A 20539-nucleotide genomic window follows, 5' to 3' on the forward strand; every position below is an offset into this window, starting at 1 on the left:
CACGTTACGGCAAAGCCGAACTTAATGAGGATTTCATACGCCGCACTTCAGCGACCAAGACGCATCGCGAAAAAAATTTTTCGACCTATTGCGATTGAAGGCTTATTTTCCTCAATCAGACGAAACTATGGAACGGCAGCTTTCAGGCTTGTCCTCGCCTGACTTTATGGCCGCTATTAGGGCGCATTGCTGCCAAGCGAATTAGACCCCACGACATTGAATTCGAATCTCTGGAGCGCGAAATCTCACTGACGCCAGGGGGCTTCGGATAGCGCCAGTCTGCACGCGATTTCATCACCAATTTCGGTCGCAGCCTCAAGGAGGGAGGTATCATCCAAGTGTGCATACCGAGCTGTTGTCGAAACCTGCCTGTGGCCAAGGAGGCTTCCAATCATCGGCAAAGTCTCGGATGATCGCGCTGCCAGGCTGGCATAGTTGTGCCTCAGATCGTGGAGCCTGACGTCATCCAGACCGGCATCACGCCGAAGCTTGCGCCAGAACCAGTCGATCGCTGAAACCGACTGCCCCTTGAACGGAAACACTAGCTCATCCTTCTTCCCACGCGGCAATCCATCGAGCACCGCCCTCGCCTCCTGGCCAAGCCAGACGATGCGCGGACCTGTCTTGGAATCGGTCAGTTTGAGCTTCCGCCCCTGAACCTCGCCCCAGGTGAGGTTGAGGATTTCGCCGCGTCGGCATCCCGTCAACGTGAGCAGTGTGACTACCGCCGCCTCGACGGGCTGGTCAGCGCGTCGGTCGACAAGGGCTTTCCCGAGCCGCGCCATCTCGGCGTCGCTCAGAAACCGTTCGATCTTGCGCCCCCTGTTCTTCTTCACGCCTCGAAAGGGGTTTGAATGCTCCGGAATATAGCCCCAGGCCTCGGCCTTGGCGAACATGGCTTTCAGAATTTCCATGGCGCGGTTTGCCGCGCCCGGCCCTGCCGAGCGCGTTACCTCCGCGTGCCAGCGCACCGCATCGGCATGATCGATCTCGTCGATGAACTTGCCCGCAAACGCATGGTCGAGATGGGTGCGGCGGTAGATGTCCTGGATCTCGCGCGTGGACTTCTTCCAGGTCGGTGCCGCCACATCCCAATACGACTGAAGGAACGCCGCATAGGTCGGCGTCTTCGTGCCGCGCTTCTTCTTGTCTGCCGGGTTCTGCCCGAGCTCGATCCGGAGGATCAGCCGGCGGGCAACATCCTTCGCGATGCGCTCGGTAAGGATGGCGGCATCGCCGATCGTTATCAACCGCTGCTTGCCACCGATGGTCCGCTGGAGGACGTAGCTCTTGCGTCCTGAGCGGTGGATGCGCTCGCCAAAGCCCGGAAGCACGTAGTCAAACCTCGTCCGGCGCTTCCCAGCCTCTCCCGGAACAACGCGCGCGAGTTCCTCGGCCAGGATATGCTTCAGATCGTATCCGGTCACGCCGCGATGCCCAGCGCACCGGCGAGGCTCGAACAAATCCGGTCGGCGCTCTCCGAGATGATGTCGTCTGCAAGATGCGCATAGCGCGCGGTCGTCTCGGGAAGCGCGTGCCCCAACAGCTTGCCGATGGTCGCGAGTGGAATGCCCTTGGCAATGGCCGCTGAGGCAAAGCTGTGGCGAAGATCGTGGAGCCGGACATCGGGAAGAGCGGCCTTGCGCCTGATCCTGATCCAGTGTTCTCCAAGATTGATTGGTCCCTCCCGATGCAACGCCGGAAAGACAAGCTGGTCGTCGGCCCGGCGGTCGAGGCCACTCAGAATTTCGATCGCTTGCGGGTTGAGATAAATGGTCTTCGGGCCGGTCTTGCTGTCGGGTAGCGCAAGTCGAGGAATCTGGACGTAGCGCCAGCGCAAGGTCGCAATCTCCGAAGCACGTGCACCCGTGTAAACGAGCAAGAGAAGCGCGGGGATCACGAACGGGTTCGCAAACTCGTGATTGGCCAACGCGCGCCCGAGCCTGCGGTATTCGTCGGCGGAAAGGTAGCGCTCCGGGAGCTCGCGCTTGAAGCGGGACACACCGCGACACGGGTTGGAGCATTTGGCGCGATACCCGAGCTTTTCCGCATACTGCATCATGACAGACATGATCGGGATGGTGCGATTGAAGCTCCCTTTCCGCCTGGCGCGAGGTCAGATTCCGTTTTCCTACATGGCTGGATTCGAGGCAGGATGCGTGCGGGCTGCCGTCACAAAGGGATTAAGGAAAGGAACCCCGCATGCCGTCGCAACGAAGCGCGATTGCCGCATTGAAGAAACTTGAAGCCGACCGGGAAGCGCTCGATCAGCGCCAGCGCGAACTGGAAGAGAAGGCTGCCATCGAACTGGGCCAGATGCTTCTGGGCACAGGTATCGAGACCTTCTCTAAGAAGGGCATCAGAAAGGCCGGCGAACTGCTCGGCAACCTGGGCGAGGAAGAAGGCCTGCGGCGGCTGGAAGCAGCGCGTCCTGCTCCCGCTCGCGAGCCCCAAACATCGGCCGGTTAGAAAAGGAAGAGGGGCGCTGTCCAGTCCGGACAGCGCCCCTCTGATGGGGATCGATGATGTTGGAAGTCAGTCGATCTCGGGAGCGTCGGTGTTGTCGTTGTCGTCGCTCGTACCGTTACCCCTGGAGAGGAAGTCGACCTTGTCCGCGAGGATCTCGGTGCCGTAGCGCGTGACCCCGTCCTTGTCCTCCCACTGGGTGTAGTGGATGCGGCCCTGGACGCTGACCAGCTGGCCCTTGGTGCAGTACTGGCCGACGGTCATAGCGAGGCCGTTGAAGCAGGTCACCCGGTGGAACTCGCTTTCCTTGGCGGTGTAGCCGTTCTCGTCCTTGTAGGTCTTGCCGTCCTTGTCGCGCGCGGGGCGATCGGTGACGACGGTGATCCCGGTGACATTGGTGCCGCCCTTGGTTTCGCGGGTATCGGGATCGCGGGCGACCCGAACATGTGCAGGAACGACCACAGTGCAAAGCGCTTGCCCCGGTCCTCCTCAAGGCCGAGATCGACCCGGCAATGCTCGATGCCGGCTGCAAACGTGTCGGGAGCCACCCCGGAGAAGTCGGTGGTGGCAAAGTAGCGCTGCAGCAGATCGTCAAGTTGCATTTGCACAAGATAGTGCGGCGACGTGCAAATGCACACGCGCTTGAGGAGCAACACCCAATCCCTTCTGTAGTTCAGGGAATTGATCCTTGTCCAACGAGACCCATCTTGGACAAGACACCCCAAAGGGTGGGCGGGTGAAGGAAGATCGGGATGACGAAAATCAAAGGAAAGAACGACGGCCCGGGCGGCCGGAACGAACACTATGATGTCGGATCACGCAAGAATGTACCGCGCCGAAACATCGTGGCAGAAATCAAGCGCGGCGAGCACCCCGGCGCTCATGTCGTGAAGATCAACGGCAAGGAATATGCCCGCGACAATCCTGACCGGTCCAAGAGCGACAACGTCAATCGCGACAAGTAGGCGGCTGGCCGGGAAGCGGCGTTATCCGCCCCGTGGTGATGTTCCCAGCGGGCCGCGGCGATCGACCACGGTAACCCGGCGCGCCTTGGCATCGATCACGAGCCGTTCGGTCACACCATTGCCCGGGAAGGCGACAACGTAGCGCGGATTGAGGACAAGCATCTGCTCGTTGCGCTTGAAGCCGGCGCGGGCACCGAGACGACGATCGAGCGAATAGGTCAACTGCTGAACCTCGCGGCGTTCAGCCCAGCTCGCTGCCAGGCGATCGGCGCCTTTGCCATCGCCGCCATGGACCAGAAAGAGATCAGGAACCGCATCGCGTACCTTGTCGAGTGTAGCCCAGATATTGTCGGCATAGGCACGCGCATCCTCTGCACTCTCGAAGCTCTGCCGCCCACCGGCAAAGACGACCGGAGTGCCTTCCGGGGTCAGGGCATGTCGACGGTTTTCGGCACGTGCGCGGAGGAAGTCGCGGGCATCGATCACGGCCGAAGTGAGGTGGCGCGAATGGCTTGTACGTGAACCGGAGACGGGCTTCCAAGAGGACCCGGTCTCGTCACGATAGAGTGCTGCCGCAGCCTCGCGCATCTGTTCGAAAGCCAGCATGCTGGCTTCGGCGGCCTGCGCGCGCTCGACCTGCTCTTCGAGATTGCTCGAATGCACTTCGGAGCCATCGGCCGATGCGAGGAGGACCCGGATCTCGTCGCTGGCGCGGTCGAGCTGAGCCGCCTTGCGGCTGGCTGCACGGTGGAAGAGATTGACCACGCCCCAGGCAATATCCTCGGCATCGGCCTCCAAAGCAGTGTCGGAGAACATCGCAAAGAGGTCGGACCAGACTGCGGCCAGCGTCTGGTCGATGGCGTCTTCGCAGGGAAAGTCGGTTGCGTTGAAGGGGGCAGGTGCAATGGTAAAGCCGGACAGGTCAAGGCCGGCAAGCTGGGATGTAAAGCTGCTATGCATGGTGCAATTCCTCCTGAGTAATGGCGAAGGCACCGAGGAGGAAGTCTCCCGCGAGAATGCCTGTTCGCCGTGCCCCAAAAAGGACCGGGAGAAAGGGATCGCCGCACCGCGTCAGCGGGGAACCTGCGCAAGGCGAGGCTGGCGCGGGCCACACGGGCCGCAGCCTTGCGCGGGTTGCGGCGGAACCTGACCGGTCCAGGGGGCGAGGGATCAGCGAACAGGCTGGCAGGAGCTTGGCAGGTGCAGGCGCACTCAGGAGGTTGCCGCCAATGCTCAGCCGAGCGATGGCAGTCCGAACTGTTCAGGCGTGAACGCCAGAACATCGCCATGCGGAAAAGCGGCTATCGCGGTCAGGCGCTTGCCCTCAAGACGAAGGTGCCAGCCCCGTTCGTGATCGGGCGTAGACTGGCCAAAGCAAGCAGGATCAAACAACGCGACATTAAAGCCATTTGGCTCTCGCACCGATTGCGCGCGAATGGCCTGTCCTTCCGCCTCGCGTGCACTTGCTGCGAGATCCTGGCAGGCGGAGTAGTCGACCGGATCGGTCCATCGCTCCCGTTGCGCATCGAAGGGAGACTTTGTGAGGTCTAGCAAACGGGTGATGGATAGGGGCACAGAAAAGCTCAGGTGCTCGCTGGTTCGGTTACCGGGCACAAAGCCCGGTGAGCGGCTGAAGAAACGAAGCCGCCAGTAGGCGGTCTCTGCAATCGCCGTGTGCTCGGCTTCACTGCCGTAGAAGATACCGGGCCGCTCGTTCGCCCGGCGAAAGCGGCTGGCCACTGTGTGACCATAACGAAAAGGCGAGGCGAGCAGGTAGTGCAAACCCTGTGCTGCCTTCGGCAGGTCAGGCTTGGCGCCATCCGCCAGTTCCTCGAGCCGATGTTGCTCGGCAAGATCGCCCGTCAGCCTGTTGGTGGAAATCCGGTGCTGTGCCTCGACCACGCGCCATACGGTTCGGCGATAGCGGCGAAACTCAGACGCGAGCGCGGTAGGCGTCGACATAGTCGCAAACGGTCATCAGGCCCTTGAAGCTGTCGACCAGATCGATCGGCCGCGCATCAAGGTCGACATTGCGCATCGCCAGCCACGAGCGCACCGACATGTCATCGCTGCCGAGCAGGGCATCGAGCGAGCGAAACAGACGCAACAAATATTGGGCTGCCTCAAACGATTTACTCGCAGGATCGAGTTCTGCCTTGCCTGCGCGCAGGCGCGAAACTGTCGCGGCCGAGAGGCCGAGAACACTACCGAGCTTGGCATTGGTCAGACCCCAGAACTCGGCAATGCGCGCAATCGCAGAGGTGAGCAGCTTGCCGTCATCGGGTTCGAGTTCAAGCGGCTGGGTAGCCATGATGCCTCCTTTCATATGCACGATATAGACATTCATCGTTCAAATGCAACATTGGGGTCGCTTGAAAACTGCTTCGCCATTCGAGAAGCGCCCGATCAGGCTCAGCTCGCCAAACAGGTCGATGAACCTGCCCGACACCTGGCTAAGCCAGTGCCGTGCCCTTGCCGTTCGTGGGTTGTGGAAATCGGCCTCCCAGTACCGGGCATCGTCGCGTTCGGCGAGCCAGATCGCGGCGAGCCCGCAATAGGTTGATATGCCGCAATCGGCGAAGGCGTTGCGCAGGAGGATACGATCCTCGCGGCCGCGCCAACCATCGAAGTGCTCGAAGGATGGAAAGGCCGTCTTCGCGGTATCGATGATTTCTTCGACGAGGCATTCGTAGGCCCAGTCGATGTCGTCGTTTTCGCCGTCATCAATCAGGAGAAAGGCCACCACGGAGCCGGTCGGATAGCTGACGGAACGTCCCATCTCACCGCACCTCAGGCTGCATCCGCGAGATCGACATCGGTCTCGCTTTCACGGAGTTGGTTTCCACCTAGTTCGAGGAGCAGGCTGGCCGCTTCTTCGGCCTTGGCCGCAGCAGTCAGGATTGCGCGGTCGTCCGACTTTAGGATCTTGAGCCACGAAGCGATGTAGCTGGCGTGATGGTCGAGGTGGGTGACGGGAAGGCCCAGTTCAGCCCCGAGAATGGCCGAGGACAGTTCGGCGATCAGTTCTTCGGCAGCATAGGCGTCGCTGCCGAAGCGGTTCTTGAGATCACGATCGAGCCGTGAGGAATGCCCTGTCCAGTGTGACAGCTCGTGCGCGAGTGTCGCATAGTAGTGATCGTAGGCTTCAAAGAGTTCGGCTGGCGGCATGGTGACGCGGTCGCGCAGCGGCTCGTAATAGGCCTGAGCACCATGATGGCGCAGGTCTGCGCCGATATGGGCAAAGAAGGCGTCAAGGCGGTCTTGGCGTCCTTCGGGCTCAAGCGCGGCAACCAGTGGTTTGGGATGGTAGAATGCTGGGAGGCCATCGCACTGATCGGCATTGAACACCGCATAGGCCTTGAGCACACGCCGGTTTTCGGTGTCCGCTCCGCCTTCGGCGTTTTCGACCTCCTTGGTGTAACTCTTGTAGAAGATCGCGATGGTCGATTTCTCACCCTTGCGGACTTGTCCGCCGAGCTTCTGGCACTGGTGGTAGGTCATCCAGTAGGGCGAGGCGTAGCCACAGCCATCAGCCACCATCCACAGCCAGAAGGTGTTCATCCCGCGATAGGGCGTGCCGCAGGAACGCAAGGGCCGCGATACAGGCACACCGCGCCATGGCTTGACCCAGGGCTTTGTGCCTTGCTCGAGCTTTTCGATGATGGCGGCAGTGATGCGCTGAGCGGGCGATGTCGAAACAGTGCGGCGGGGCTTGGTCATAGGGAGGTCTCCTGATCGCCGGAACGGACTTGTCCCGGTTCAGGAAGAGCAAAGCTCCCTCCCCTCTCGCTAAACGAGAACGGCTATGCGGCCTCACGCCGGTCATCGTACAGCTGCCGACGATCGACTCAAAGCGGACATCGGATCAGTAGGCTCGATCTGCCCGCAATTGCGGACGCTCCCGAACGGCTCCTTTCAGGAGCGCAGATTGAGAAAGCGGACGTTCGGACGACGCATTCGGTTCGCATCATCCTGCCGGCTATTCAGAAACCTCGGAGTGGATACAAAAGCTGCCTTGCTACTGCGCGGATCGAAAAGGCTACCACCAGTGAACAGCAAAGTACGGCATCGAGTCAGCTACACCGCCCAGGTTAGCAAATATAGCCGCATCGTTGCCCAGTCACTATCCTGATGAAGCCGCCGCCAATTGGCACCCTTCCATCAGACGCTTACAGATCCTCAATCGTCCGCAGGGCGAGCCGTCTCAGGATCGAGCGAGGTTTCCATCTCGTCCACCGTCCCGACGCGGCCTCTCGGCTCCGCGTCCGCCGCGTGAGGAAAAATCGCGTCCAATCGCTGCTTCAGCGTCCGCTCAAACTCGGCCCGGTTGTAGCCGCGCGGCTGGTTTGCCGCGATCTCGCGGAATATCGACTGTTTGATGCGCTCGATCGCGTCATCGTTCAGAACTCCGGCATTGACGAGTTCGGCACACAGCTGAAGCAGACCGACCGTGGTCGCTTGCGCCCTCAGGCCGATGAACTCCAGCGTTCGATGCAGCTCGCGCGCGCGCTCGGTCTCATGATCCATCATGTAATCTCTGGAAAATCCCGGTCGTGCGTCTCACTGCCATCCCCCGCCAAGCGAAAGGAACAGTTCGACCAGGTCGGTTGAAAGCTGGGCTTGGGATTGCGCCAGTGCGGCCTCTGCAGATGCAAGCTGGCGCTCCGCATCGAGGACGATCTGGAAACCCTCGCGTCCCGCCTCATACCGCAAGCGGGCGATGCGTGCCGCCTCGCGGGCCTGATCGACAGCGCGTTGCAAGGCTGCAGATCGATCGAGCCCGCGCGCATAATTGGTTAGCGCGCTCTCGGTTTCCTGCAGCGCCGTGAGCCAGGCGCGATCGAACTCGGCGAGTGCGGCATCGGTCGAGGCTTCGGCCTGCGCAATCCGCGCCCGCGCCACTGCCATATTGGGGAAGCTCCAGGAAATGAGCGGACCGAGACTGTACCGAAAGGCTGAGCCCGAGGCGATGTCCCCGAGCGCTCCCGCCGTTGTGCCGATCGACCCACCCAGCGTGATGCTTGGATAAAGCTCGGCTGTGGCAACGCCGATCCTGGCGGTCTCGGCCGCCAGTCGGCGCTCGGCAGCCCGCACATCCGGCCGTCGCGCGAGCAGGGAAGCTCCGTCGCCCACCGGGATTGGATTCTCGAGCTGCAGCGGTGTGGCGCAGGATGCCACGTCGCGCGGGAATTCCGCAGGCGGCCGCCCGGTGAGGACCGCGAGGCGGTAGAGCGCTGTCTGCTGCAAGGCCTCCAACGTCGGGATTTCGGCCCGCGTCTGCTCGAGCAGGGCACCGGCTTGGCCAGTCTCCAATGCCGTGACCCGGCCGCCCTCGAACAGCCGTCGTGTCAGGTCGAAGGTCTGTTCCTGTATCTCGACGCTTCGGCGCGCGACCGTGAGTCGGCGGCCAGCATTGCAGGCGTCGCTATAGGCACGAACGGTCTCGGCTACGACCGTGATGTGCGTTACATCGTAAGCCGCTTGCACGGCTTCGACATCGGCCCGGCTCGCTTCTGTCGCACGGCGAACGCGGCCGAACAGGTCGAGCTGATAGCCGACATCCAGACCTGCATCGTAAAGCTCGCTGTCGGATGTCTCGATGTCCGAACCAAGAGCGGCGCCGGATTGCTGGCCGTAGCTGACGCCCGCGCCGATCGACGTATCGATGGAACGGCCGGCCCGCACTTCCCGTAGCACCGCGCGCGCCCGTGCCAGATTGGCCGCAGCAATGCGCAAGTCCGTGTTCGCCGCCAGCGCATCGGCCACAAGTGCATCGAGCCTGGAATCGTCGTAGAGATGCCACCAATCGGCGGGCGGTGCCTCGGAAATGAAAGGTCCGTCGTCTACCGCGTGAAGCGACGCCTGGGCGGTCGCCTGCGGCAATTCCGGCTGATAGTCCGGACCTACAGTGGTACAGCCCGCCAGCGCCGCCGCCATGGCTAGCAGGGATGCGATGCGCTTCACGACAAGACTCCTTCTGGTTCTGCCACGGAAGCTGCGCCGCGCGCGGCCCTGCGCCGCTTCAGGCGCCGGTAGCGAAGGGTGCGGCCGAACGAACGGGTGACCACATAAAAGACTGGCGTGAAGATGAGTCCGAAGATGGTCACCCCGAACATCCCGAACACAACTGCGGTGCCCAGCGATTGGCGCATTTCGGCACCGGGGCCGCTCGCAATCGCCAGCGGCAGCACGCCGAAGATGAAGGCGAAGCTGGTCATCAGGATCGGCCGCAGACGCGATTTTGCCGCGGCAACCGCTGCCTCGATCCGCCGCATCCCCGCGTCTTCGCCCTGCTTCGCGAACTCGACGATCAGGATTGCGTTCTTCGCCGCCAGCGCAATCAGCACGACCAAGCCGACCTGCGTAAGAATGTTGTTGTCCATCCCGCGAATATTCACACCGATCATCGCTGCAAGGATGCACATCGGGACGATAAGGATCACGGCCAATGGCAGCGTGAGCGATTCGTACTGCGCTGCCAGGACGAGAAAGACGAACACCACGGCGAGAACGAAGATCAGAGCGGAACTGCTGCCGGCGGCCTGCTCCTGATAGGCAAGGCCGGTCCACTCATACCCGAAGCCATCGGGAAGCACGTTGGACGCGATCTGCTCCATGGTCTCGATTGCCTGGCCAGACGATACACCGGGGGCGGCCTGGCCCTGCAACTCATAGGCAGGGAAGAGATTGTAGCGGATCACCCGCGCCGGACCCGAATCGTCGTGCAGCGTGGCCACCGACGACAGCGGCACCATGCTCCCGCTCGAGGATCGCACCTGGAGACGCCCGATATCGCTGATTTCATCGCGCGCATAGGGTTCGGCCTGCGCGGTGACGCGATAGGTCCGCCCCATGAGATTGAAGTCGTTCACGTAAGTGGAGCCGATATAGGTTCCCAGAGCATCGTAAGCCTGCCCTGGCTGCACGCCCAGCAACTGTGCCCGGTCGCGATCGATTTCGGCGCGCACGCGCGGCGTGCCGGTGTTGTAGGTTGTGAAAACCTGGTTGAGCACTTCAGGCTGCTGAGCCGCCGCGCCCATAAGCGGACCGGCGGTTCCTTCCAGTCCGCGATAGCCGCTGCCTGCCCGGTCCTGCACCATCATCACGAACCCGCTGCCATTGCCGAGCCCGCTGACGGTTGGAGGGGCGACCATGAAGATATTGCCCTGATCGGTGAGCGCCGCGAACTTGCCTGTGAGCGTGGCCGCGAGCGCATCGGCACTCAGGTCCTCGCCGCGCTCCGACCAGTCCTTCAGGCGCATGAAGATCGTGCCGGCGTTGGAGGAAGTCGCGGATGTGGTGCCGTCGAGACCGGCGATGGAAATCGCGGAATCAACACCCTCTTGCTCGAGAGCCACTTCGAGCAAGTCGTCGATCACGTCGTTGGTGCGGTCGAGCGACGCGCCGGGCGGCATCTGCACAACGCCGATAAGGATGCCCTGGTCCTGTTCCGGAATGAAGCCGGTGGGAGTGTCGGTGAGGCGCCAACCGGTGAGGGCGAGAAGTCCCGCATAGATCACCAGCATGATAGTGGTCGTGCGCACGGCGCGGGCGGTGAACCTGCCGTAGCGTTCGGACAGCCAGTCGAAACCCTGGTTGAACTTCTGAGCCCCTACGCGAAGTGGGCGCAGCCAGCGCGGACCTTGATCCGCGTGGCCAGGCTCGTGCGGCTTGAGCAAGAGCGCGGCGAGCGCCGGCGACAGGGTTAACGAGACGAGCAGCGAAATGGTGGCTGCTGCGGCGATGGTCACCGCGAACTGGCGGTAGAAAATTCCCGGAATGCCGGGTGTCAGCGCGGTCGGAACGAAGACCGAGATGAGCACCAGGCCAATGGCGATGAGAGCGCCGGACACCTCGCGCATGGTTCGGTGCGCAGCCTCGCGCGGCGACAGCCCGTCGCGTACATGCTTTTCCACCGCCTCTACAACCACGATAGCGTCGTCCACGACAATGCCGACCGCGAGCACCAGTGCGAACAGCGAAAGCGAGTTGATCGAGAAGCCGAGCGCAAGCTGGACAGCGAAGGTGCCGATCAGCGCGATCGGGATGGCGATGATCGGTATGATCGCGGCACGCCAGGTCTGCAGGAAGACCATGATGACAAGGACGACGAGCACCACAGCCTCGAGCAATGTCGTTTGCACCGCCTCCACCGACGCGGCGACGAACTCGGTGGGGTTGTACGGGGTCGCGTAGGTGAGTCCGGCAGGGAAGCTTTCCGACAACGTTTCAAGTTCCTGCTCAACCAGCGTCGCGGCGTCGAGCGCGTTGCTGCCCGGTTGCTGAGTGATCGCGAGCGCGACACTGCGGTCTCCATTGTAGAAGGCGCGGATGCCGTAGTCCTGGTTGCCCAATTCCACCCGCGCCACGTCACGCAGACGGGTAATGGAACCAGTCTGCGGGTCCGACTTGAGGACGACGTCGGCGAACTCCTCGGGCGTGCCGAGCCGGCCCTGGACTTCGACAGGCACTTCGAACGCAGGACTGGCGGAATTGGGCGATTGGCCCAGCGCTCCGCCTGCCACCTGCACGTTTTGTCCGCGTAGGGCTGCAATGATCTCGCCTGCGGTCAGATTGCGTCCGGCTGCACGGTCCGGATCGATCCATACACGCATCGAATAATTCCCGCCGCCGAAGACGTTGACGCCGCCCACGCCTGGCAGTCGCAGAAGAGCATCCCGGACAACCGTTTGTGCGTAGTTACCAACATAATCGATATCGAGACCGGAGCCGGGCTGCGCGGTAAGGGTCGCGATGAGCAGGAAGCCGGTCGCCTCCTTGTTGACCGTGACGCCCACTTGTCGAACTTCTTCCGGCAGTCGAGGCTCGGCCAAGCGGACCCGGTTCTGTACCAGCACCTGCGCGGCGTCGAGATCGGTGCCGGGCTCAAAGGTGACGGTAATCTGCGCCAGGCCCTGCGTCGAAGAGCTCTGGATGTAGAGCATGTTTTCGACGCCGTTGATTTCCTGCTCGATCGGTGCGGCGACAGTTTCGGCAATCGTTTCGGGCGGGGCGCCGGAATAGGGGGCCTGGATGACGATGGTCGGCGGCGCGATCTCCGGATATTGCGACAGCGGGAGCAGCGGATAGGAGAAGGCCCCGATCAGTGTAATGACGATTGCAATGACCGCAGCGAAGATCGGCCGGTCGATGAAGAAGCGGGATATGTTCATCGTCTAGTTCTGCGCCGAATCGACGATCTCGGCGGAGGAGGCTCGCGGCGTCCGTGCGGCAGAGCCTGCAGCGGCCGTTTCGCCGCTTGTGGCCGGCGGTTCGATCGATCCACTTTGCGGCTGAACCTTCTGGCCCGGCTGGGCGCGCTGCACGCCGCTGATGACAACACGGTCGCCTTGATCTACGCCCGACCGGATTACGCGTAACCCGCCCACGAGCGGGCCCAATTCCACGGCTCTGGCTTGAATGGTATTCTCCTCGTCCACCACGAAAATCAGACGACGTTCAGCGTCGGTGACGACCGCTGAATCGGGGACGAGGAGTGCTTCGTAAGGCTCCGAGCCAGCCAGCTGCATCCGCCCTACCATGCCGGGTTTCAGGAACCCGTCGGGATTGGGCAGCACAGCGCGGCCACTCACGGTTCCCGCTGTAGGATCAATCACCGGGTCGATATAGTCGATCCGTCCGGGGTGCACGTAGGACGCTTCGTCCTGCAGCTTGACGCGCACTGGCGCGCCAGTTCCGGCGATGTCTTGCCGCTGGTATTTGAGTAGCAGCGCCTCCGAGCCTTCGAAGCTGAAATGGATGGGGCTCACCGAGACGATGCGCGCGAGAACCGTCTGGTCGGCGATGACGCTGTTGCCCACGTCCACCAGCCGTTCGGAAACACGGCCGGAGATCGGTGCGCGCACGGTGGTGAAGTTCAGCTGGAGCTGCTGCGCTTCGACATTGGCCCGCGCCGCATCGACTTCGGCGACACCGGCGCGAACTGCGGCCTGCCGCTGCTCGACCTCTTCCTGGCTGGCCGCTTGCGAGGCGGCGAGCGTTTCCGAGCGGGCCAATTCGGTCCTGGCATTGGCGAGCAAGGCCTCGGCGCGAGCGAGCTGCGCTCGCGCCTGTTCAAGCGCGGCGCGCGCTGTCCGGGGATCGATTGTGAATAGTGGCTCGCCGGCCCTGACATATTGCCCATCATTCAGATGGACCTGCTGAAGATAGCCGGTCACGCGGGGCCGTACTTCGACGCTTTGGACGGCCTCGAACCGGCCGACATAGTCGTCCCAGTCACGCACTTGCTGCACGAGCGGTTGCGCGACAGTCACCGAGGGAGCCGGCGCGGCGGGAATCTCATCCGCGCCGCCCGAACATGCAGCGAGAAGCAGAGCCGCGATCGGTGCAAGTAGCCTTGAATTCATATGGCGAAATATCGGGCACGGCCCGCCTTCAGTTGTTGCAGTGCAGCGTCAACAGTTGATGACTCGCCGCTACTCTCCCATTCATGCAGTGTCAACACCTGTAGACATAGTGTGACGCCGCGCCTAAAGCTGGCGCTCACGAAGGATCTGAAATGTCGTCCCAACCTCCCCATCCACCCCGTCCGAAATCGGCCGAGGCGACGAAGCAAGCCATACTTGCCGCCGCCCGCAAGCGTTTCCTCGAGGAGAGCTATGAAAGCGTGGGACTGCGTGACATCTCGAGAGATGTCGGCGTGGATGTGGCTCTGGTGAGCCGATATTTCGGCAGCAAGGAAGGGCTGTTCCGCGATGTTGTGCGCGGGACGCGGAAGAAGGATATCCTTCCGCCCGACCTCCCGGCGGAGGAGATAGCCGGCTATCTTGCCAAACTGTTCCTCGCGGAAGGCGATGACGCCAACGAGAATGTCGAGCGGCTGCTCATCATCCTGCGTTCAGCGTCTTCGCCGGCAGCCTCCCAGGTGGTCTCCGAAGCCCTGCGCAACGACGTGCTTATTCCATTCGCCCAGAGCATCGGCGGCAAGAGTCCAGAGGTGCGAGCCAGTACATCTATGGCGGTCTGGATGGGCATGACAATCATGCGGACGGTCATGGCGGTCAAACCCGTATGCGAGCGATCCCCGGAGATCGAGGCTAGGCTGCGGGCTCTGTTCGAGACGGCGCTGTCCGAAACGAACCGTTAATAGCTTGCGGGCGTTTTGCGAAGGAAAGCGCGCAAAGCGCTGTTGCCAGGGGGCGCCCGCGTCAATGCGACCCTGGCAGGGCCCTCCCCAGCGCGCTGCGGGTGTTTCGGGCCAAAGGTTACGAGGGGACTTCTGATAGCCGACACGCGGCTTCATTTCTTTCCCGGCCGGGACCTGCCATTCAGCAGACGGCCCAATTTCCGCCGGTGCACTTTACGCGCTCGTTTCGATCCTTCGGCGCATATTGATCAATGCCCGGAAACCGATATTCGGTTAGTTTGTGTCACCTGGTGCGGGACAAGGTGTATCCAAGAAGATCACTCGCACGAATTGTCCACGGATAGAGCCTTCTCGAACGCATGGAGCAACCAGGTAGTTGCCGGACCAGGCAGTTGGTCCTTTCGCCAAAGGGCGTTCAAACGGTAATCGACACTCGGGCCTTCGGACAAGTTAAGGACCGCCAGACGTCCGTTCGCAAGATCATCTTCGATCATATGTCGCGGCATGTTCCCCCAGCCACTGCCACCGATAAGCAGTTGCCGCTTGGCCCCAAGATCGGCGAGGTGCCAGGTGCGGGAACTCAGGACCGAGAATTCCTGACCTTCGGTAAATGACGAGCGATCGGTAAGTACGAGTTGCAGATAACTGCGAGCATGACCCGAGGTTATGTTCGTCATCCGGGCAAGCGGATGATCGGGGGATGCTACGGGAACCAGCTCGACGCGTCCGATTTCCTTGCGCTCCAGGTCTGGACGATCAAGTACCACAGGTCCCGCGATCGCCAGACCTGCGCGCCCCTCTGCAACATGGGCTGCAACGGCACCCAGGGCATCGACATGAAGCTGCAGATCGACGAGTGGATAGGCTTGCTGGAATTCATGGAAGATAGCTGAAACCGGTTCCAACGGCACCATGACGTCGAGAGCTATCGAGACTTCGGTTTCGATGCCGGAATGTATGCTGCGCGCACGCGCTATCAGATCGTCGGTATCGTCGATGATCGCGCGCGCGGCCGCCAGCAGCGATCGCCCGGCAGGAGTCAGTCGCGGACGGCGCGATCCTTCCCGATCGAACAGGGAGATGTCCAGTTGCGTCTCGAGCGCAGCGATACCGTAACTGATGACGGACACGGCGCGCCTGAGCCTTCGGGCCGCGGCGTTGAAGCTACCCTCGTCATGCACGGCCAGGAAGATGCGCAACTGGTCGAGTGTCGGCTGGCCAACGTCCACCATTCAACTCCGCTGAACATTTTGGCCGATTTTATCCATCTTTTCTGATCGTAGCGCAAGTGCCAGATCAGGTTCCGAGACGTTAGCCAGATGGAGTTTGTAATGATCGAGGTCAGAAAATTTGAAACGCTCGGCGCCGCCAAGCACGGCTGGCTCGATGCGCGCCATCATTTCTCCTTTGCGGGGTATCATGACTCTTCTCGGGTCAACTGGGGCAACCTGCGGGTTTGGAACGACGATACCATTGCCGCCAAGTCCGGCTTTCCCGCGCATCCTCACAACGACATGGAGATCATCACCTACGTTCGAGAAGGCGCCATTACCCATCGCGACAGCATGGGCAACGAGGGGCGCACCGAGGCAGGCGATGTCCAGGTTATGTCTGCCGGCACCGGAGTGACGCATTCGGAAATGAATTTCGAAGATGAGACCACGCGGCTGTTCCAGATCTGGATCATTCCCGACGAGCGCGGGGTCGAACCGGGATGGGGCGCTCGACCCTTCCCGAGGAACGACCGCGCCGGTCGCTTCGTCACGCTCGCGTCGGGATTTTCGGAAGACGCGGGCGCGCTTCCCATTCACACGCGGGCGCGCGTGTTGGGCGCAACCCTGCGTACCGGGGAAAGCGTGATCTACGAGACATCGCCCGAGCGGCACCTTTATCTCGTTCCGGCCACAGGCAAAATTCATATCGATGATGAAGTGGCAGAGGTGCGCGACGGCGTCGCCATCACTGGTGTCGCTCGCTTCAAGCTGACTGCGATTCAGGACAGCGAAATCGTGATGGTCGACGCGGCCTGATTTGTATCCAACTTTTCTATTCGAGGAGCTACCAATGTCCAAATCATTCAAGGTTGCTGTCGTTGTCGGCAGCTTGCGCAAGGGTTCGATCAACCGGAAGGCCGCAGGCGAACTTATCAGGCTGGCACCGGAACATCTGGAGTTCGAATTCGTCGAGATCGGCGACCTGCCGCACTACGACGAGGATGTCGAAGCCGCCGGCGCGCCCGATGAGTGGACTCGCTTTCGACAGCAAATTTCATCAGCTGACACAGTCCTGTTCGTTACACCCGAATACAATCGGTCCGTGCCCGGCGCGCTGAAGAACGCAATCGACGTCGGCTCCCGCCCTTATGGCGCGAGTGCCTGGGCCAGGAAGCCAGCGGCCGTCATGAGTGTCTCACCTGGAGCCATCGGCGGTTTCGGGGCCAATCATCACCTTCGCCAGTCCCTGGTTTTTCTCGATATGCCGGTGCTTCAGCAACCCGAGGCCTATGTGGGCGGAGGCTTCGATCTCTTCGACGATGCGGGCGAATTGACGAATGACGACACCCGCAAGTTCTTCCAGAGTTTCATCGACGCATTTGCCGAGTGGATCGACCGCGTCGCCACTAGGCAGTGAAAACTGCCCCATGCCAACCCAAGACCTAGGGAGCTGAATGATGTCCCGAATGCCCGCTCTCTTTATCGGCCATGGAAGCCCGATGAACACGCTCGAGACCAATGGGTTTACGGAGGCGTGGCGGGCCTTCGGCACGACCTTGCCCCGGCCCAAGGCCGTTCTCGCAATTTCGGCCCATTGGTATTTCGGTACCACTGCGGTCACTGCAATGGCGCGCCCGCGCACCATTCACGATTTCTACGGTTTCCCTGAAGCGCTGTTCGCATTCGAATATCCGGCGCCAGGCGATCCGGAGCTGGCCGGTGAGATCGTGGAGGCGGTCAAGCCCGAATGGGTGGGACTGGACCAGGACCAATGGGGCCTGGACCACGGAACCTGGTCGGTTCTGGCGCACCTGTATCCTGATGCCGATATTCCGGTCGTTCAACTCTCGCTCAATGCCACGAAACCCTTCGAGTATCACCTGGCCCTCGGCCAACGCCTTGCTAGCCTCCCCGAAAGGGGAGTGATGATCCTTGCCAGCGGGAATGTCGTTCACAACCTGCGCTCGCTTCGCTGGGGCGAACCCGATCTCGGCTTCGATTGGGCACAGCGTTTTGACGATGCGGTCGCAGAGCAACTGGCCGAGGGGCCTGGGGATGTTCTCAAGCTGACCGAGCACCCGGATTTTGCGGCCGCCGTACCAACGCCCGATCATTATCTGCCGATGCTTTATCTGGCCGGACTGGCGTCAGACCAAGGAGCAGTACTCGAACCGCTTGTGCGCGGCCACTCGATGGGATCGATTTCCATGGCGTGCTACGGCCTCGATGCAGAGATCGAATTGCGGAAGAACTCGACTTGCGCGGCTCGCCTTCCTGCGGGTGTCCCACCCGAGCAGTCGAACATCTGATCGAGGGGGCGCTGCGCAATCTACTTGTTCGCACGTCTGAATGACCGCACCATCTGCTCATGTTCGAAAGCAGCATCATCGTACTCGACTGGCTGGGGATCGTCGTCTTCACGATTTCAGGTGCGCTTGTCGCGTCCCGCAATCAGATGGACGTGATCGGCTTTGTTTTGTTGGGAACCGTTACTGGGATTGGCGGCGGGACGATCCGTGACCTTCTCCTCGATGCTCATCCGGTATTCTGGATCGAGCGGCCGCAATATCTCGGCGTATGCATCGCGGTAGCCATAATCGTCTTCTTTACCGCTCACTTCGCTGCATCTCGGTACAGGATGATCCTTTGGCTCGATGCAATTGGCCTGACGCTTTTCGCAACTGGTGGGGCGGAAAAGGCCATGGCCCTGGGCGAAGGAGGACTTGTCGCGGTAACAATGGGTGTGATCACCGCCTGCTTTGGAGGGATCATTCGCGACGTAATTGGCAGAGAAAACTCGATCATCTTTTCACACGAGATTTACGTCACAGCAGCTGTGTTGGCGGCACTGACTTACGTGGGCCTGCACGCACTTGGCGCGCCACGTGAACTGTCGATAGCCCTAGCGTTTGCGGCCGGATTCGGTCTTCGGGCCGGAGCACTCGCATTGGGATGGTCGCTACCGCGCTACAAGCCGCGCCCGCCTGATTTCTGACTGACGTAACGGTACATCTAATGTCGACCACATCAGAGATGACCCAACTCGCGAACGTCGGCTTAGGCCATGAGGTTCTGCCACTCGGCCAGTGCGGCCGAGCGGCGGGCCTTGTAGGTCTGTCTGTCGATCAGGTGGCGTTCGAGATTGAAGTGATTGTGGACGTTGGCTTAGACCGAGGCGAACTTCTGTAACGACTTCATCTGCCGGAACCTGAGGATCGCTCACTCTCGTCTTCGGAACGACAGGTGGCTGTTCTCCACCCTATTCCGTTGAAAAAGTCGCCGTTGGCTGCGTTGGTTTAGCTCCCCGGATCGAGGGCGAGTGAGGCCGCTGCCTCTCTCAGGCGGTGGCGAGGCCCGGCATGGGCCGCATCTTGGCCAGTTTCCGGAGGTTCTGGGCTGCGGCGGCGAGGTGGAACTCGTCTTTTGCTCCGTTGGGACCGCGCAGACGCAAGCGGTCCAGCTTCAGGATCCGCTTGAGGTGCGCAAAGAGCATCTCGACCTTCTTTCGCTGGCGACGTGAGACGAGATAGGCGTCACTTTTGGAGATATCGCGTGCCAGGTCGCGTGCGCCTTCGTGGACCGAGCGCACGATCTTGCGGGTCGCCGTGCGGGGTGCGCAGAGCTGCTTGAGATTGCATGCCTGACAGTCCTTCTGGCTCGCACGGTAGCGGATGAAGCCATCGGCATTGGCCAGCGGGCGCGGGGCCTTGAAGTTGCGGTTGGATGGTCTCAGCCGCTTTCCGCCAGGGCAGAGGTAACTGTCGTCCTCGGCGTCATAGGTAAAGTCGGACCGCGCAAGAGTGCCGTCGCTGCGTGCAGACTTGTCGAACACGGGGATATGGGGCTCGATACCCTTGTCCTCGACCAGCCAGGCAAGGTTCGGCGCCGAGCCATAAGCAGTGTCGGCCACCAGCTTCTCGGGCCACAAGCCAAAGCGCTCCTGCGTTCGCTCGATCATCCTTCGCTGCGCAAGCACCTCGGCCTGCCGAACCGATGTCGTCGCCTCGACATCGACGATCACCGCGTGATCGAGGTCGATCAGATAGTTGGTGGAGTAGGAGTAGAAAGCCGCATCGCGCGTCGCCGCAGTCCAGCGCGCAGCGGGATCGGTCAGGCTGACCCGCTTTGGTTCGACAGGCGTGGCTGCGCCGAAGGCTGCATCATCGAGGACCTCGAGATACTCAGCGACCGCGCGACCGGCAACTTCGGGCGGGAGGCCTTCTTCCCCCGGCACCGAACGTTGCCGGTGGACATCCGCGCGGATCAGGCTCGCATCGACCGCGAAGCCCTCTGCTCCCACCAGTCCTTCTCTCATGCAGCGCTCGACGGTCATCTCGAAGAGCTTGCGCAGCAGGTCGCTGTCGCGGAACCGGCCGTGCCGGTTCTTGGAGAAGGTGGAGTGATCGGGCACCGACCCCTCGAGATCTAGCCGGCAGAACCAGCGATAGGCGAGGTTGAGGTGCACCTCCTCGCACAAGCGGCGCTCCGAGCGTATGCCCATGCAATAGCCAATGAGGAGCATCCGGATCATTAGCTCGGGATCAACCGAAGGCCGCCCGGTCGAGCTGTAGAACGGCTTCAGGTGCTCTCGGATACCCGTCAGATCGACGAACCGGTCAACCGAACGCAGCAGGTGATCCTGCGGCACATGATCCTCAATGCGGAAGCTGTAGAACAGCGCCTCCTGCATCACCGTCCGCTCGCCCATCATCAGCAAATCTCCTGATTACGAAGATCACTGAATCAGCGGCTCGCCCTCTTCGCAAGAGGAGTTTTTCAACAGAATA

General features: G+C 61.5%; 21 protein-coding genes and 1 pseudogene. 7 read left to right on the forward strand and 15 right to left on the reverse strand.

The window, feature by feature from the left end; genetic code table 11:
• Positions 1-245: 245 nt before the first annotated feature.
• Together D2V07_RS06905 and D2V07_RS06910 are read right to left on the reverse strand one after the other, a co-directional pair.
• The gene (locus D2V07_RS06905) at positions 246-1427 is read right to left on the reverse strand and encodes a site-specific integrase (RefSeq protein WP_054522892.1); all 1182 of its coding nucleotides are present in this window, start codon (positions 1425-1427) and stop codon (positions 246-248) included.
• Positions 1424-2071: a site-specific integrase gene (locus D2V07_RS06910; RefSeq protein WP_233548270.1), complete on the reverse strand. Its 648-nt coding sequence runs from the start codon at positions 2069-2071 to the stop codon at positions 1424-1426. The genes D2V07_RS06905 and D2V07_RS06910 overlap by 4 nt, the downstream gene beginning before the upstream one ends.
• A 131-nt stretch (positions 2072-2202) precedes the next feature.
• Here D2V07_RS06910 and D2V07_RS06915 point away from each other — a divergent pair, with 131 nt between their 5' ends.
• Complete coding sequence (locus D2V07_RS06915) at positions 2203-2469, forward strand: DUF6437 family protein (protein WP_119585988.1); 267 nt, start codon at positions 2203-2205, stop codon at positions 2467-2469.
• Positions 2470-2535: 66 nt separating this feature from the next.
• On the opposite strand, the gene D2V07_RS06920 is transcribed toward D2V07_RS06915, so the two are convergent.
• Positions 2536-2928, reverse strand: a complete 393-nt coding sequence (locus tag D2V07_RS06920; protein WP_119585990.1) for a single-stranded DNA-binding protein — start codon at positions 2926-2928, stop codon at positions 2536-2538.
• 290 nt (positions 2929-3218) lie between these two features.
• Here D2V07_RS06920 and D2V07_RS06925 point away from each other — a divergent pair, with 290 nt between their 5' ends.
• Entirely contained in the window at positions 3219-3431 is a 213-nt protein-coding gene (locus tag D2V07_RS06925) for a DUF3892 domain-containing protein (RefSeq protein WP_119585992.1), read from the forward strand.
• Positions 3432-3452: 21 nt separating this feature from the next.
• Here D2V07_RS06925 and D2V07_RS06930 read toward each other — a convergent pair whose 3' ends face one another.
• The 9 genes from D2V07_RS06930 to D2V07_RS06970 all read right to left on the reverse strand — a co-directional run bounded on the left by D2V07_RS06930 (position 3453) and on the right by D2V07_RS06970 (position 13705).
• Positions 3453-4391, reverse strand: coding sequence for a DUF2493 domain-containing protein (locus D2V07_RS06930; RefSeq protein WP_119585994.1), 939 nt, complete (start codon positions 4389-4391; stop codon positions 3453-3455).
• 273 nt (positions 4392-4664) lie between these two features.
• Positions 4665-5393 (reverse strand): RES family NAD+ phosphorylase, encoded by a 729-nt coding sequence (locus D2V07_RS06935; RefSeq protein ID WP_119585996.1) that lies wholly within the window; start codon positions 5391-5393, stop codon positions 4665-4667.
• Positions 5365-5778: an MbcA/ParS/Xre antitoxin family protein gene (locus D2V07_RS06940; RefSeq protein ID WP_233548271.1), complete on the reverse strand. Its 414-nt coding sequence runs from the start codon at positions 5776-5778 to the stop codon at positions 5365-5367. Before D2V07_RS06940 ends, D2V07_RS06935 begins: the two co-directional genes overlap by 29 nt.
• A 3-nt stretch (positions 5779-5781) precedes the next feature.
• Positions 5782-6210, reverse strand: coding sequence for a hypothetical protein (locus D2V07_RS06945; protein ID WP_119585998.1), 429 nt, complete (start codon positions 6208-6210; stop codon positions 5782-5784).
• Positions 6211-6221: 11 nt separating this feature from the next.
• On the reverse strand, positions 6222-7151 hold the full coding sequence (locus D2V07_RS06950; protein WP_119586000.1) for an ArdC family protein: 930 nt from the start codon (positions 7149-7151) through the stop codon (positions 6222-6224).
• A gap of 459 nt (positions 7152-7610) precedes the next feature.
• On the reverse strand, positions 7611-7961 hold the full coding sequence (locus D2V07_RS06955; protein ID WP_119586002.1) for a hypothetical protein: 351 nt from the start codon (positions 7959-7961) through the stop codon (positions 7611-7613).
• Between the two features lie 30 nt (positions 7962-7991).
• Positions 7992-9395, reverse strand: a complete 1404-nt coding sequence (locus tag D2V07_RS06960; protein WP_325049002.1) for a TolC family protein — start codon at positions 9393-9395, stop codon at positions 7992-7994.
• Entirely contained in the window at positions 9392-12604 is a 3213-nt protein-coding gene (locus tag D2V07_RS06965; protein WP_119586004.1) for an efflux RND transporter permease subunit, read from the reverse strand. Before D2V07_RS06965 ends, D2V07_RS06960 begins: the two co-directional genes overlap by 4 nt.
• Positions 12605-12607: 3 nt before the next feature.
• Complete coding sequence (locus D2V07_RS06970; RefSeq protein WP_233548272.1) at positions 12608-13705, reverse strand: efflux RND transporter periplasmic adaptor subunit; 1098 nt, start codon at positions 13703-13705, stop codon at positions 12608-12610.
• Positions 13706-13950: 245 nt separating this feature from the next.
• Between D2V07_RS06970 and D2V07_RS06975 the strand changes: the two genes are divergently transcribed.
• Positions 13951-14538, forward strand: coding sequence for a TetR/AcrR family transcriptional regulator (locus D2V07_RS06975; protein WP_119586008.1), 588 nt, complete (start codon positions 13951-13953; stop codon positions 14536-14538).
• Between the two features lie 317 nt (positions 14539-14855).
• Here D2V07_RS06975 and D2V07_RS06980 read toward each other — a convergent pair whose 3' ends face one another.
• Positions 14856-15770 (reverse strand): LysR family transcriptional regulator, encoded by a 915-nt coding sequence (locus tag D2V07_RS06980; protein ID WP_199698738.1) that lies wholly within the window; start codon positions 15768-15770, stop codon positions 14856-14858.
• A 99-nt stretch (positions 15771-15869) separates the two neighbouring features.
• Here D2V07_RS06980 and D2V07_RS06985 point away from each other — a divergent pair, with 99 nt between their 5' ends.
• Genes D2V07_RS06985 through D2V07_RS07000 form a run of 4 tightly spaced genes read left to right on the forward strand, consistent with a single transcriptional unit; the run spans position 15870 to position 18747 of the window.
• Positions 15870-16568, forward strand: coding sequence for a pirin family protein (locus D2V07_RS06985; protein WP_119586010.1), 699 nt, complete (start codon positions 15870-15872; stop codon positions 16566-16568).
• Between the two features lie 34 nt (positions 16569-16602).
• The gene (locus D2V07_RS06990) at positions 16603-17169 is read left to right on the forward strand and encodes an NADPH-dependent FMN reductase (protein WP_119586012.1); all 567 of its coding nucleotides are present in this window, start codon (positions 16603-16605) and stop codon (positions 17167-17169) included.
• Between the two features lie 49 nt (positions 17170-17218).
• Complete coding sequence (ygiD, locus tag D2V07_RS06995; protein WP_267899745.1) at positions 17219-18061, forward strand: 4,5-DOPA-extradiol-dioxygenase; 843 nt, start codon at positions 17219-17221, stop codon at positions 18059-18061.
• Positions 18062-18120: 59 nt separating this feature from the next.
• Complete coding sequence (locus D2V07_RS07000) at positions 18121-18747, forward strand: trimeric intracellular cation channel family protein (protein WP_119586014.1); 627 nt, start codon at positions 18121-18123, stop codon at positions 18745-18747.
• 62 nt (positions 18748-18809) lie between these two features.
• Here D2V07_RS07000 and D2V07_RS19205 read toward each other — a convergent pair.
• Both D2V07_RS19205 and D2V07_RS07010 read right to left on the reverse strand, forming a co-directional pair.
• A pseudogene (locus D2V07_RS19205) lies at positions 18810-19022 on the reverse strand (IS6 family transposase); the annotation flags it as partial.
• Positions 19023-19089: 67 nt separating this feature from the next.
• Positions 19090-20463: a transposase gene (locus D2V07_RS07010; protein WP_119586016.1), complete on the reverse strand. Its 1374-nt coding sequence runs from the start codon at positions 20461-20463 to the stop codon at positions 19090-19092.
• Positions 20464-20539 lie beyond the last annotated feature (76 nt).

It is taken from the genome of Aurantiacibacter zhengii (assembly GCF_003584125.1).
Lineage (GTDB): Bacteria > Pseudomonadota > Alphaproteobacteria > Sphingomonadales > Sphingomonadaceae > Alteraurantiacibacter > Alteraurantiacibacter zhengii.

Excerpts from the sequence above, each read along its gene's own strand:
- D2V07_RS06910 (WP_233548270.1), bottom strand. The coding sequence starts at position 2,071 with ATGTCTGTCATGATGCAGTATGCGGAAAAGCTCGGGTATCGCGCCAAA.
- D2V07_RS06915 (WP_119585988.1), top strand. The coding sequence starts at position 2,203 with ATGCCGTCGCAACGAAGCGCGATTGCCGCATTGAAGAAACTTGAAGCC.
- D2V07_RS06925 (WP_119585992.1), top strand. The coding sequence starts at position 3,219 with ATGACGAAAATCAAAGGAAAGAACGACGGCCCGGGCGGCCGGAACGAA.
- D2V07_RS06930 (WP_119585994.1), bottom strand. The coding sequence starts at position 4,391 with ATGCATAGCAGCTTTACATCCCAGCTTGCCGGCCTTGACCTGTCCGGC.
- D2V07_RS06935 (WP_119585996.1), bottom strand. The coding sequence starts at position 5,393 with ATGTCGACGCCTACCGCGCTCGCGTCTGAGTTTCGCCGCTATCGCCGA.
- D2V07_RS06940 (WP_233548271.1), bottom strand. The coding sequence starts at position 5,778 with ATGAATGTCTATATCGTGCATATGAAAGGAGGCATCATGGCTACCCAG.
- D2V07_RS06945 (WP_119585998.1), bottom strand. The coding sequence starts at position 6,210 with ATGGGACGTTCCGTCAGCTATCCGACCGGCTCCGTGGTGGCCTTTCTC.
- D2V07_RS06950 (WP_119586000.1), bottom strand. The coding sequence starts at position 7,151 with ATGACCAAGCCCCGCCGCACTGTTTCGACATCGCCCGCTCAGCGCATC.
- D2V07_RS06955 (WP_119586002.1), bottom strand. The coding sequence starts at position 7,961 with ATGATGGATCATGAGACCGAGCGCGCGCGCGAGCTGCATCGAACGCTG.
- D2V07_RS06965 (WP_119586004.1), bottom strand. The coding sequence starts at position 12,604 with ATGAACATATCCCGCTTCTTCATCGACCGGCCGATCTTCGCTGCGGTC.
- D2V07_RS06975 (WP_119586008.1), top strand. The coding sequence starts at position 13,951 with ATGTCGTCCCAACCTCCCCATCCACCCCGTCCGAAATCGGCCGAGGCG.
- D2V07_RS06980 (WP_199698738.1), bottom strand. The coding sequence starts at position 15,770 with ATGGTGGACGTTGGCCAGCCGACACTCGACCAGTTGCGCATCTTCCTG.
- D2V07_RS06985 (WP_119586010.1), top strand. The coding sequence starts at position 15,870 with ATGATCGAGGTCAGAAAATTTGAAACGCTCGGCGCCGCCAAGCACGGC.
- D2V07_RS06990 (WP_119586012.1), top strand. The coding sequence starts at position 16,603 with ATGTCCAAATCATTCAAGGTTGCTGTCGTTGTCGGCAGCTTGCGCAAG.
- ygiD (WP_267899745.1), top strand. The coding sequence starts at position 17,219 with ATGCCCGCTCTCTTTATCGGCCATGGAAGCCCGATGAACACGCTCGAG.
- D2V07_RS07000 (WP_119586014.1), top strand. The coding sequence starts at position 18,121 with ATGTTCGAAAGCAGCATCATCGTACTCGACTGGCTGGGGATCGTCGTC.
- D2V07_RS07010 (WP_119586016.1), bottom strand. The coding sequence starts at position 20,463 with ATGATGGGCGAGCGGACGGTGATGCAGGAGGCGCTGTTCTACAGCTTC.